The organism is Mixta mediterraneensis (genome assembly GCF_014946725.1).
In the GTDB taxonomy this organism is placed as follows: Bacteria; Pseudomonadota; Gammaproteobacteria; order Enterobacterales; family Enterobacteriaceae; genus Pantoea; species Pantoea mediterraneensis.
This window is the reverse complement of record NZ_JACFXY010000005.1, coordinates 101,451-113,390: the sequence shown is the minus strand read 5'-3', so window position 1 is coordinate 113,390 and position 11,940 is coordinate 101,451. Positions and strand designations below refer to the sequence as shown.

The window sequence follows — 11,940 nt, the reverse complement described above, 5'->3', positions numbered from 1 at the left end:
TTATCTCCATTTATTCAACCTGAATCCGGCGCTCGCTGCCGTTTACAAGAAAGACAGCAGCACTACTGCCCTCCGTTGAGCGCAGCGTCCAGCCCAGCATGGCATCCCCCGGTGAGAGCAGACGCATAGCCGATATCTGCGAGACACCGCGGGGAATGACGACGGCGAAAGTCTGACCGCCACGGCGTTCAATGCCGGTCAACACAAACGGTGCAGCCAGCGTCACCGTGCGCCTGGCTGACCGGTCAGTCTTTTTTGTAGCGGCAGCCACCCGGGGGGGCACTGCACCTGTGCTGACCCGGGGTTTTTCAGGCTCCGGCGTTTTCTGCGTCAGTTCCACCTTTCGGTTAAGCTCATCAAGTACGGTACGGGACTGCTGTACATCGTGTTCAAGAGAACCTACGCGTGTCTGCAGTTGATTAACTGCCTGGTTGTTGCTGTTGCCGGCTTCCTGAAGCTGACTGACCGCACTCTTAAGTCTGGTTTGCTGTTCTCCAGCTGACTCCATAGCTGCAGGCAGTGATGCAAGCGTGGAAACCTGCTTTTCAAGCGCTTTCAGGCGTTCCTCCATCACTGACACATTAGAGGTGAGCTGACCTATCTGGCCGCTGCGAAATGCAGCATCAAGTGTGTTGACGCGGATGGTCAGATCGGACATCGCGCGCCCCATGACAATCAGCGCAATAAGTGAACCGGTGAGGATGACGATACCGGCGGTACGTAAAAGTTTTCGGACGTTAAAGGGAAATCGCTGACGCGGTGAACCTGCAGCGCCAGGCAGGGCTTCACGGGGAATTTCCTGATGATCAGGCGTTTCCGGAAGCAATTCCTCTGGCGAGGCATGACTGAGTGACATACTGGGATTCCTTATGGCTGCACAGCAGAACGGCCATAAGGTGCTAAAACACAGCATGAATGGCGATGATTAACTCATCAGCCATTTTTTAAAATTATTCCGGGAAGAGAAACAGGGGATTGGGCATTTGAATAATGAACAATTACAACTTATGACGCTAAGTCAAATTATCAAATAATGTCTCTTATTTTTTGGCAGGTACACCTGCATAAACACAATCCGGTGGAATATTATCCTTAACAAGACTTCCTGCACCTATAACTGCATTATCACCAATGGTCACTCCGGGAAGAATAGTTACTCCAGCCCCGAGCCATACATTTCTTCCCAGAGCGATAGGTTTAATAATCCTGTCAGAATGCCTTGCATCAGGTTCAACGTGGTGAGTACTGGTACAAAAAACACAACGAGGCCCAATCATAGATTTCTCTCCGATACTGACGCCTCCCTCAGAAATAAACAGTACATCAGAATTGATAAATACCCTGTCTGAAACGGTGATAGCAGGGTTATCGAAGGTGAACGGGGGAACAACAGTCACACCAGCCCCAATGTTCACCCCTGATTTTCTAAGTAAATTAATGATTCTGGAATTATCAGTCATTGTGCGCGTTCTGGATGATGCCTTACGCGGCGTAAGAGGTTTAAAAAACATTCGACCACCAAAAGGATGTAAGAAAGTTAACGGCCAATAACATCTATTTCGGCGCAGGCAGTTTTTTCTTTAATTTGCTGTGGCTGCTTTAATGATGACACAGAAGATCACCGCACAGGATTAACCAGTCAGGCCGAATCAGTTCATACCCAAACCGTCACTGAATTTTCTTACCCATAGCAACATCGCATTGACGGGCTGAAATAACAGGCTCATCAATGTGCCGTTGCGAGCGAATTACCGCTGGAAGGCCCGGAACGACACTTCCGGAAAAAATCGCGACCAGAGTCTCCCGGGCACGGTATCAAATACACGATCAATAAAACAAAGTCCTGGGTTAAGCCCCGTTATCAGTGTCTGCCAGCTCTCCCCCTTTCTGGAAAGGATTAATCAGTACGCGACGTGGATCCCGCACGCCAATTTCACCAGGTGGCGGAAGCCTTTTACCGGCTCGCGCTGCCAGTGCCTGAATTCTCAGAAGGCCTGATGCTGCATTTAACAGGGCTTCGTCACGATTTGTTGCTGTAATAGCTGGATGCTCCAGGTCACTGAACTGCACCCGGAATAGGCCATCGGATTCTGAAATCTCTGCCGGGTAGGGAACAAATAACGTTGCCAGCTTCTGTGCCTGACGGCGTCGGGCATCCAGTTTGCTGACCAGCTGAGAAGCCCGCAGGTGTGTATAACGTTTCAACATATTCATACTTTTATGGCCTGAGATCGCCGCGACCTCCATGACATTCAATGTCCCGAGCTCAAACAATCGGCTGACCGCTTCATGACGCAAATCGTGAAAATGGAGATCATGTATTTCCAGCTCAGCCAGAAGAACCCGCCATGCGCTTTTAAAACCGTTTGAGGTGTAATCAAAAACCGGGCCCGTCACCGGCCCCGCAAACTCCTTCAAAACCTGCCTTGCTTTCCATGACAAAGGCACATCACGGGCGGTGCCATTTTTCGTTAACGGCAGGTGAGCAATGCCCAGATGAAGATCCACATATTCCCAGCGCAGGGACAGAATTTCCCCCTGACGCATGGCTGTTTCGTAAGCGTCTCATCCAGACCGTATTGACGCTCAGACAAAAGTGAGATCGACCTTCCAGGGCAGCAGATCACGGACCCGGTTCACCGGCCAGTCCTGGATATGACCGATGACGTAACGCAGCCACGCCTCCGGTTCCACGCCGTTAAGCCGGCAGGTGCCGATCAGCGAGTACAGTACCGCAGCACGTTCCCCGCCCGCGTCTGAACCCGCGAACAGCCAGTTTTTCCGCCCCAGGGCAACGCCACGCAGCGCGTTCTCTGCGATGTTATTGTCTATCTCGGCCCAGCCGTTGCTGCAGTACAGGTTCAGCGCATCCCACTGCTTCAGCAGGTACGAGAACGCCTTCGCCGTATCCGAGTGGCGCGACAGCACCTTCATCTGTGCCTGTACCCAGTCGTACAGCGACTGCATCAGCGGGACCGTCTGCTCTTTCCGGACCGCCAGCCGCTCCTCTGCCGGGCTGCCGCGTATCTCCGCCTCGATGGCATACAGTTTACCGATGCGCTTCAGCGCTTCGGTTGTGACGTCGGTCGGTGTGCGGACGTGAACGTCATGGATTTTTCGCCGGGCGTGCGCCATGCAGGCCGCTTCGGCGATACGGCCGTCTTCGTACAGTGCGTTGTCGCCGCCGTAAGCATCGGCCTGCAGGATCCCGCTGTATCCGGCAAGGTGTTGCTGCGGATGTATCCCCTTACGGTCCGTCGAGTACGCGAACCACACCGCCGGGGGAAGCGGTGAGCCCGCGTTACGGTCGTCCCGCACGTAGACCCACAGCCGGGCCGTGCGGGTTTTACCGCTGCCCGGCTCCTGAACCGGCACAGGGATATCGTCGGTATGCACCTTGCCCGGAATCAGCACGTACTGGCGCAGCAGGTCATACAGCGGCTCCAGCAGTTCGCTGACCGCACCGGACCAGCGCCCCAGTGTGGCACGACTCAGCTCCACGCACTGACGCCGGTATATCTCTGACTGACGATAGTGAGGCGTGTGCTCTGCGAACTTTGCCGTGACGATGCGCGCCAGCAGCCCGGGACCCGCGTAGCTGCGCTCTATGGGTTTTGCCGGCATGGTCGCCTGAACGATGTGGTCACATCCACAGCAGGCCAGTTTTGGCCGCTGCGTTTCGATAACCTTAAAGGCGCTGCTGATGAGCTCCAGCTGCTCCGATACGTCGCAGCCCAGCGCGCTGAGCTCTCCGCCGCACGACGGGCAGGCGGTTTCTGCCGGCGACAGCGTGCGGGTTTCGCGGGGGAGTGTGGCCGGTAATGGTTTACGGGCAGAAGACTGGCGCAGCGGTTGCGGAACCACCGGGTCATGCTGCTCACCCAGCGCCTCAGCCATCTCCTCCTGCAGGGCGCCGATGCGCTCTTCAGCCTCGCGCACCTGGCGCTGCGTTTTCTCACGCAGCTTTTCGGAGCTTTTGCCGAACTGCATGCGCTGAAGCTTAGTGATCAGCGCCTTCAGCCGGTTGATTTCGCTGGCGTACGCCGCCACCCGCTGTGAGAGCAGGCGGTTATACTCCGCCATTTTGCGGATGGTGGTCTGCTGCTCCAGCAGCAGCGCCCTGAGCCGGGCGTTTTCATCGGGAAGGGATGCGTCCATAACCCCATTTTACAGCAGGTTATATCCGCAGGCCAGGCCGTTCAGTCCGCTGTGGGTGCTTCCAGTTAATGCCTTCCAGCAGCATGGAGAGCTGCGCAGGCGTCAGATGCACTTTTCCGTCACGGGTCACCGGCCAGACGAAGCGCCCCCGCTCCAGTCGTTTGGTGAACAGGCACAGGCCGTCCCGGTCGGCCCACAGCACCTTTATCATGTCGCCGCGACGACCGCGAAAGATAAACAGATGACCGCTGAACGGATCGGTGCGAAGCGTGTTCTGCACTTTCGCTGCCAGCCCGTTGAAGCTACAGCGCATATCTGTCACGCCAGCAACCAGCCAGATCCGCGAACCTGCCGGAAAGCTAATCATGACTCACCCTCCCTGAGTTCGCTGACCAGTGCGCGCAGAAGTTCAGGCGTCAGCGGGCCAGTCAGGTTGAGGCTTCCACCTGGCAACGTCAGCCTGCAGCTGATGACCGGTGGCAGGTCTGCTGATACGACGCCGTTTTGCCTGGGCGGAGGGACAACAGGCTCCATAGTAACCGGAATCAGAGTCGCTCTGTTGGCCGGATCCAGTAGCCCCTGACGATGCAGATTGCGCCAGTTGAACAGCAGATTATCGTTAATGCCATGCTCACGGGCAATTTGAGCCACACAGGCGTCCGGCTGCAGGGTCAGCTCCGCCATGCGAATTTTGAATTCCAGAGGCCAGTCCGGCCGGCGTTTTTTTACAGGAAGATTTGTCTCAAGATTGAAGGCATAGAGCTCTTCCTCCAGGCGTTCAGGCGTGTATTCTTCCGACAATGGCCAGTTAATTCCGGTTCGTCGAAAACGCGTGAACATTTTATGTATGGCAGATGAGCTAAGGTTCAGTTGTTCTGCTATTTCACGGTAAGTCAGAGCCTCATTAAAGCGCAGGCTCAGCGCTGTGAAGATCCATGGTCTTCTGGTGTAAGGCGTATTTTTGTCCAGGGTAGTGTCCATGTTCGCGAAAGTGTCCATGGTAGGAAACGCGGGCAAAAATAAAAGACGGTCTGGATGAGACGCTTACGAACAGTCTGTTATCGGTGGCCTGATGCTGGATAACGAGCGCTGGGATGAAGTCGCACTTCGTATCAGTGCTGATGATTTTTTCCAGAAAGTTCATAAGGCTATTTTCCAGGAAATGACCCGTCTGGTTACGGCCGGAAAGCCGCTCGACCTGATTACCCTCGCCGAAAGTATTGAAAGTCGCGGTAAAGATGCCCTTGAACAGCTGGGTGGCTTCGCCTACCTGGCTGAGCTCAGTAAAAATACCCCGAGTGCGGCCAATATTGCCGCTTACTGTGACATTGTGGCCAGAAACAGCCGGGCGCGGCAGCTGGCTGCCATTGGCTCTGAAATAACGGAATCAGTAAAAACGCCTGGCACTGATCTCGAAAGGGTGATGGAGACTGCCGAGCAGAAAATTACCCGACTGGCAGAGCGTGGTGAACCGGAACAGGGTGTCACACTGATTGATGGTATGGAAAAATTGCTGCCAGAGCTGGAGCGGCGCTGTAATGTGCCTGACGGTATCACCGGCACCCCTACCGGATTTGACGAGTTTGATGCCATGACCAGTGGTCTCCAGGCCGGCGACCTGGTTCTTATCGCGGCACGACCCTCAATGGGGAAAACGGCTTTGCTGATAAGCCTTTTACTCAACTCACTTCAGAAAAAAGTGGGTTCAAAGGGGCAGCTTTATAGTATGGAGCAGCCAACCGATCAGATCCTTATGCGTATGCTCGCTTCACTTGGCAGCGTTGACCTCACGCATCTTAAGAGCGGCCTCATGGACGACGAGGACTGGGCTCGTACCTCAAACGCGGCAGCATTGCTGATGGGTGATCTGAACGACAGTCTTATTATCGATGATACCAGCTACCTTACCCCCTCATTACTGCGTATCCGTGCACGGCGTAATGCCCGCCGCTATGGTCATCCCTCGATCATCGGGCTTGATTACCTGCAACTGATGCGCTGCCCGGATCAGGAAAACCGCACTCAGGAGATTGCTGAAATCTCACGTTCCCTTAAAGCGCTGGCCAAAGAGATGGGGTGTCCGGTAGTGGCGCTGTCACAGCTGAACCGCCAGTTGGAAAGCCGTGCTGATAAACGCCCCAATAACGGTGACTTACGTGATTCGGGGTCACTTGAACAGGATGCTGACGTTATTGTCTTTATCTATCGTGATGAGGTTTATCACGAAAATACCGAGGATAAAGGTGTTGCTGAAATCATCATCAGCAAACAGCGGCAGGGTCCCACAGGGACGATCCGCCTGCGGTATGAAGGGCGCCACACCCGTTTTTCTGATATCGCTGATCGGTCAGGGAGGTACGCATGAGCAACGTGAACAACGTGCGTCACATTAATCTCGGTGCAGCCATGCTGCAGCGGGGTAAGTCACCGTCTCAGACCGCGGAGACGCCGGAGGTGCCACTGCCGGTCAGCGAGATGGCAATGGTACTCACTCTCGACCAGCTGCGCCCGAATCCTGACAACCCCCGTAAAGGCCGCAATCCTCGTTATGAAGAAATCAAAGCCTCCGTGCGTGCGCGTGGACTGGATTCCATTCCCAAAGTGACACGCGATCCGGACGGCGAAGACGTCTATATCTTCAGTGACGGCGGTAATACCCGATATCAGATCCTTTGCGAATTGTGGCAGGAAACCGGCGATGAGCGTTTTTATCGGGTTCACACCATTTTTAAACCGTGGCCCGGGCGGCTTAAATGTCTCGTCGGCCACCTGGCAGAAAATGAGGTCAGGGGAGACCTGAGTTATATCGATAAAGCGTTTGGTATTCATAATGCAAGAGCCATTCAGGAAGACCAAATGGGGCGCTCAGTCTCACTTCGCGAACTGTCTGATCTCCTTAATCTTGAAGGCTATCCTATACACTCATCCAGTATTAGTCGGATGGAAGACACCCTCAAATATCTTCACCCGCACATGCCTGATCTTCTGGAAAGCGGACTCAGCCGTGGGCAGGTCATCCCAATACTCAATCTGAGATCTCTTGCCGAGAAAGTATGGTCTAAATATGACATATCGGATAACTCAGCAGATGAATTCGAGAGGGTATTTGGAGAAACCTGTCAGAACTTCAATGACCCTGACAGCTATTCATTTGACCATCTGCGTGATGACCTGATAGGCCAGTTGGTTAAGGCACTACCGCATCCCAGCCTGAACTATGACCGCTGGCTCATTGAGCTTGATCCCCGGGAGCAGAAACGCCGTGAGCAGTTTGGTGATCCACCGCCGCCGCCAACACTGACAACACCATCTGAACGGTCAGGCAGCCGCGAGCGTGCTGATCCGTCGGTAACAGTCCTGCCTGAAGATCCCTCCTCCGAAACGCCGGTCACAGGCCTGCGCAGCGGTACGCTGACCACGCAGGGTCGGCCTGAACCCGCACCGGAACTGCCTGACAGTGCCGTTCTGCCGGACAGCCCATTTGTTACTGCCGGCAGTGAACCGCGTCGTGAAGTTCAGAATGACCTGTTTGGCGGACGTCCGGTTATTACCGGAGAGAGTGGCATTTCTGCTGGCAATGCTGAGAGCGCTGTTTTGCCTGATTTTGGGAGCAGTGAGCTCGTTTCGGCATTCGGTGAGCAGGATGAATCTTTTTCTGCTGGCGTGAACTCTGTTGCCTTCGCGGCAACCGGCCTTGAGCCGGTCAGCGATATCTGGCACATCCCGGCACTCCAGGATGATATTGAGCACCTGCAGGATATGGCCTACCGGCTTGTCTTCGAAATCGCTGAGGCGATGGGCTGCGCGGATAATGTGCGTGAGGATAAACACCCTCAGTCAGCTGGCTTTTCCGTTTCTGAAACCGGCAGTGAATTCTCGTTGTTTCTTGCCGGTCTGTCCGGCTCGCTCCCCAACAGACAGTTCAACATGTTCATGTTCTGCCTGAATTTCTTCGGCTCTCAGTCACCGGCTGACACGGCTGTATTCGACGATATCACCGTGGTGAAGACCCTGCGTCTTATCCGCGTTATCCGCCGTCTGCGCGAGCTGCAGCGACTGGCTGCAAAAGGAGGGGACAATGTCTGATGACCTGAACGATGAAATGGCGCAGGCCAGTACGGCCCTGTTCACCCAGCGCGGCATCGATGCCATCCGGGCACAGGTGCATTCTGTAAAACCGTCAAAAGCGTTCTGCGAATGCTGCGGTGCAGATATTCCGGTTGCCCGCCAGCGGGCGGTTCCCGGCGTGGAACTCTGTGCCGGCTGCCAGGACGTGAAAGAGTGGCAGGGCCGTCACCGTGCTTCTGGCGGAAGGAGGATGCGCCATGTCGGATAACGCAAAAATTACCGCCCGTATCCGGCGCCTGATGGCGCTGGGCACCCGCAACAGCAACCCGCATGAAGCCGCCCGAGCGGTGGCACTGGCTCAGCGCCTGATGCAACGTCACGGCCTGACGCCGGACATGCTTTCCCTCAGTGACGTCACTGAAACAGTCTGCCTCAGCCTGACCAGTGATGCGGAAAAGGTGCCGGCCTGGCTTAACTCGCTGGCAACAGGGGTCTGTATCGCCACGGGGTGCCGATGCTGGTTTGGCTGGCATGTTCATGTCAGTACACAGGGTGTGGAAAGCGTGCGCCGTTCACTGCACTTTTATGGTTTCAGCGAACGGCCGGAGGTGGCGCTCTACATCTATACCGTTCTCCAGCGCCAGCTGCGGGCCGCGACTGCCGCGCACAGGGCCGGATCCCGTACCCGCCGCATTCTTCTGCGCACACGCCGTCGCCGGGCAGACCAGTTCCGTGAAGGCTGGGTATCCGGCGTCTGGCAGGTGCTGCAGTCGTTCGCGTCGTCAGAGGGAGAGAACGCCGTACTGCAGCGCTGGCTGTCTCTGCGTCATGAAGGTAATACGCTGGCCGGTCTGACTGTCCGGGAGGCGGGTCACTGTCGCGGTGACAGAGCGGCCCGGGTTGCCGGTTTTCTCACCGGTCGTGATACCGACCTGCATCATGGCCTCAGTGGCGCACAGGCTACCCGGCAGATAACGGCGGGAGGGCATGCACATGACTGACGTTCTTTTATGGAGTGCCTGCCTGTCGGGCTGGCTGTTTGATGTTCTGCTCATCGCTGACCGGGCGATATCAGGAGGTGGCCTGTGAGCCAGCATAATCTTTCTCAGGCCACCACGGCCATTCTGTCCTCACTGCTGATGGACGTCAAAAACGGCAATATCCGCCGTTGTGAGTCGCTGGGTATGTCGGTTGAGGAAATCCGCGCGCTGAGCCATCTGAGTCTTGATGAACTGCACTACCTCAGCCAGTCACACGTTTCCGTGCTCGATGTCACCCTGAATCATGAAAACTTCTGGCTGATGCTCAATCAGGCCCGTAATGAGCAGAAGCGCTTCATGATGATTGACCGCGCACTGGAGCTCGGCGGCTCGATGGAGCTGATTGACCGGTACTTTGGTCTGTCTCCCTCGGAGGTGAGTGCACGCCGCCGTCTGATGGGCATTGAGTCCCGGCAGGGACGAACTCAGGCCCTGACAGAGCCGCAGGATGCGGCGCTCTGGGCCGAGTGGAAGGTGGCCGGTCTGTCATCACCCGACTCCCATCAGGCGCTGGAGGCGATGATGCTGGCGGCCGAGCAGCTGGGTCTTTCCCTGACGGCCGTATGGAGCCGGGTCTGCCAGTGGTGTCGTGAGGCAAATGCTGCCTCACGCAGGGCTGAACCTCCGGTACGCAAGGAGGCGTGATGGAAATGGGTGATTTTTCTTCCCGCCAGCAGGTGTCACCGGCAGTGCGCCGCCGCGCGCAGCGGCTGTTTCGGGCTGCATGTGGCGGACAGAAGGTGTTCCGCCGACTCACCATGAACGGCTACCTCAAGATAGACGTGGGACCGTTCTGGCGCATTCTCAGTAAGGATGGTGGCCGGCAGTGGTGGCTGATGGACCATGAGACCTATAACCGTGAAATACGCCGGTAACGGATTGCCGCTGATGACCACACAGTGCCGGGTTTATCCCGGCACTGTGCTGTCTCAGGCAGAAGAGGAGAGCATAAAATGACCATTCCGGCCGACAGCATTGTGGCGCACACGCTCACCAGAATGCAGCAGAATCTTGAGCGGCGCGCCGATACCGGCGATGTCAGCCAGGAGCGCAGCGGGCTGCTGTTCATGGGTAACGTCCACGATGCGTTCCCGCGCAGGCTGTTTCTGGATACGCGCCTTTCACCGCTCGATAAAACCGGCTGGGTGATGATAAGGCTTTACGCACAGCAGAATGAGGGCGCCATCTTTCCGACTTATGATGAGCTGCAGGTTCAGCTTGCCTCCGCGCACTCAGAGAAAGCCTCCCGGGATACGGTGAGCCGCGTTCTGCTGATGCTGCGTCTGACCGGCTGGCTCAGCCTGTGTAAGCGGGTGCGGGATGACCGTGGCCGCGTCCGGGGCAACATCTACGCACAGCATGATGAGCCACTGGGTTACCGTGACGCCGAAACCTTTGACCCGGGATGGCTCCAGCTTGTTGAGGAGAGCTGCATGAGCCGAAATAAAGCCGTCCGCATGACCGCGCTGGCCGTGGTGAATGACATCCTTCAGGACCCGGGAATGCGTCACCGTCACAGTCGGCTGGCTCTTATCGAAAGTCGCCTGAGCGCGCCGTCCACGCCTGAGCAGATGGTCCGTCATCGGCAGTCTGTGACCCGCAGTCCGGATTCCGGACTCAGCCAGAAAAGCATAAAAAACACCCCGGATTTACTGAGTCCGGAGTAAGCGTCTCATCCAGACCGTCTTTTATTTTTGCCCGCGTTTCCTACCATGGACACTACCGTGGACAAAAATACGCCTTACACCAGAAGACCATGGATCTTCACAGCGCTGAGCCTGCGCTTTAATGAGGCTCTGACTTACCGTGAAATAGCAGAACAACTGAACCTTAGCTCATCTGCCATACATAAAATGTTCACGCGTTTTCGACGAACCGGAATTAACTGGCCATTGTCGGAAGAATACACGCCTGAACGCCTGGAGGAAGAGCTCTATGCCTTCAATCTTGAGACAAATCTTCCTGTAAAAAAACGCCGGCCGGACTGGCCTCTGGAATTCAAAATTCGCATGGCGGAGCTGACCCTGCAGCCGGACGCCTGTGTGGCTCAAATTGCCCGTGAGCATGGCATTAACGATAATCTGCTGTTCAACTGGCGCAATCTGCATCGTCAGGGGCTACTGGATCCGGCCAACAGAGCGACTCTGATTCCGGTTACTATGGAGCCTGTTGTCCCTCCGCCCAGGCAAAACGGCGTCGTATCAGCAGACCTGCCACCGGTCATCAGCTGCAGGCTGACGTTGCCAGGTGGAAGCCTCAACCTGACTGGCCCGCTGACGCCTGAACTTCTGCGCGCACTGGTCAGCGAACTCAGGGAGGGTGAGTCATGATTAGCTTTCCGGCAGGTTCGCGGATCTGGCTGGTTGCTGGCGTGACAGATATGCGCTGTAGCTTCAACGGGCTGGCAGCGAAAGTGCAGAACACGCTTCGCACCGATCCGTTCAGCGGTCATCTGTTTATCTTTCGCGGTCGTCGCGGCGACATGATAAAGGTGCTGTGGGCCGACCGGGACGGCCTGTGCCTGTTCACCAAACGACTGGAGCGGGGGCGCTTCGTCTGGCCGGTGACCCGTGACGGAAAAGTGCATCTGACGCCTGCGCAGCTCTCCATGCTGCTGGAAGGCATTAACTGGAAGCACCCACAGCGGACTGAACGGCCTGGCCTGCGGATATAA

The 11,940-nt window shown here is 56.2% G+C and carries 13 protein-coding genes and 2 pseudogenes; 9 read left to right on the top strand and 6 right to left on the bottom strand.

The window, feature by feature from the left end:
* Positions 1–10: 10 nt before the first annotated feature.
* The 6 genes and pseudogenes from H2P46_RS11010 to tnpA (H2P46_RS10985) all read right to left on the bottom strand — a co-directional run bounded on the left by H2P46_RS11010 (position 11) and on the right by tnpA (H2P46_RS10985) (position 5,157).
* Positions 11–856 (bottom strand): plasmid transfer protein, encoded by an 846-nt coding sequence (locus H2P46_RS11010; RefSeq protein WP_193405110.1) that lies wholly within the window; start codon positions 854–856, stop codon positions 11–13.
* 184 nt (positions 857–1,040) lie between these two features.
* Positions 1,041–1,460 (bottom strand): DapH/DapD/GlmU-related protein, encoded by a 420-nt coding sequence (locus H2P46_RS23405; RefSeq protein WP_193405109.1) that lies wholly within the window; start codon positions 1,458–1,460, stop codon positions 1,041–1,043.
* A 388-nt stretch (positions 1,461–1,848) separates the two neighbouring features.
* Positions 1,849–2,562 (bottom strand): annotated as a pseudogene (locus H2P46_RS11000) (tyrosine-type recombinase/integrase); the annotation flags it as partial.
* A gap of 24 nt (positions 2,563–2,586) precedes the next feature.
* Positions 2,587–4,158 (bottom strand): IS66 family transposase, encoded by a 1,572-nt coding sequence (gene tnpC, locus H2P46_RS10995; RefSeq protein WP_193405108.1) that lies wholly within the window; start codon positions 4,156–4,158, stop codon positions 2,587–2,589.
* 19 nt (positions 4,159–4,177) lie between these two features.
* Entirely contained in the window at positions 4,178–4,525 is a 348-nt protein-coding gene (gene tnpB, locus H2P46_RS10990; RefSeq protein WP_193403484.1) for an IS66 family insertion sequence element accessory protein TnpB, read from the bottom strand.
* The gene (gene tnpA, locus H2P46_RS10985) at positions 4,522–5,157 is read right to left on the bottom strand and encodes an IS66-like element accessory protein TnpA (RefSeq protein ID WP_193405107.1); all 636 of its coding nucleotides are present in this window, start codon (positions 5,155–5,157) and stop codon (positions 4,522–4,524) included. The genes tnpB (H2P46_RS10990) and tnpA (H2P46_RS10985) overlap by 4 nt, the downstream gene beginning before the upstream one ends.
* 73 nt (positions 5,158–5,230) lie before the next feature.
* On the opposite strand from tnpA (H2P46_RS10985), the gene dnaB-PI reads away from it, so the two are divergent.
* The 9 genes and pseudogenes from dnaB-PI (at position 5,231) to tnpB (H2P46_RS10940) (ending at position 11,940) form a co-directional block, all read left to right on the top strand.
* Complete coding sequence (gene dnaB-PI / locus H2P46_RS10980) at positions 5,231–6,523, top strand: SPI-7-type island replicative DNA helicase (protein ID WP_202987420.1); 1,293 nt, start codon at positions 5,231–5,233, stop codon at positions 6,521–6,523.
* Positions 6,524–6,528: 5 nt separating this feature from the next.
* Positions 6,529–8,244 carry a ParB family protein gene (locus tag H2P46_RS10975; protein ID WP_193405257.1) on the top strand — a complete coding sequence of 572 codons (1,716 nt, stop codon included), beginning with the start codon at positions 6,529–6,531 and terminating at the stop codon, positions 8,242–8,244.
* Complete coding sequence (locus tag H2P46_RS10970; protein ID WP_193405106.1) at positions 8,237–8,494, top strand: TraR/DksA C4-type zinc finger protein; 258 nt, start codon at positions 8,237–8,239, stop codon at positions 8,492–8,494. The genes H2P46_RS10975 and H2P46_RS10970 overlap by 8 nt, the downstream gene beginning before the upstream one ends.
* Entirely contained in the window at positions 8,484–9,227 is a 744-nt protein-coding gene (locus H2P46_RS10965; RefSeq protein ID WP_193405105.1) for a DUF2786 domain-containing protein, read from the top strand. Before H2P46_RS10970 ends, H2P46_RS10965 begins: the two co-directional genes overlap by 11 nt.
* An 84-nt stretch (positions 9,228–9,311) precedes the next feature.
* Positions 9,312–9,911 (top strand): STY4526/YPO1902 family pathogenicity island replication protein, encoded by a 600-nt coding sequence (locus H2P46_RS10960; protein WP_193405104.1) that lies wholly within the window; start codon positions 9,312–9,314, stop codon positions 9,909–9,911.
* Entirely contained in the window at positions 9,911–10,141 is a 231-nt protein-coding gene (locus tag H2P46_RS10955; protein WP_193405103.1) for a ParE family toxin-like protein, read from the top strand. The genes H2P46_RS10960 and H2P46_RS10955 overlap by 1 nt, the downstream gene beginning before the upstream one ends.
* A gap of 78 nt (positions 10,142–10,219) precedes the next feature.
* Positions 10,220–10,930 (top strand): annotated as a pseudogene (locus tag H2P46_RS10950) (STY4528 family pathogenicity island replication protein); the annotation flags it as partial.
* 48 nt (positions 10,931–10,978) lie between these two features.
* A complete protein-coding gene (gene tnpA / locus H2P46_RS10945; protein ID WP_193405102.1) occupies positions 10,979–11,596 on the top strand; it encodes an IS66-like element accessory protein TnpA in 618 nt (205 codons plus the stop codon).
* The gene (gene tnpB, locus H2P46_RS10940) at positions 11,593–11,940 is read left to right on the top strand and encodes an IS66 family insertion sequence element accessory protein TnpB (RefSeq protein ID WP_193403484.1); all 348 of its coding nucleotides are present in this window, start codon (positions 11,593–11,595) and stop codon (positions 11,938–11,940) included. Before tnpA (H2P46_RS10945) ends, tnpB (H2P46_RS10940) begins: the two co-directional genes overlap by 4 nt.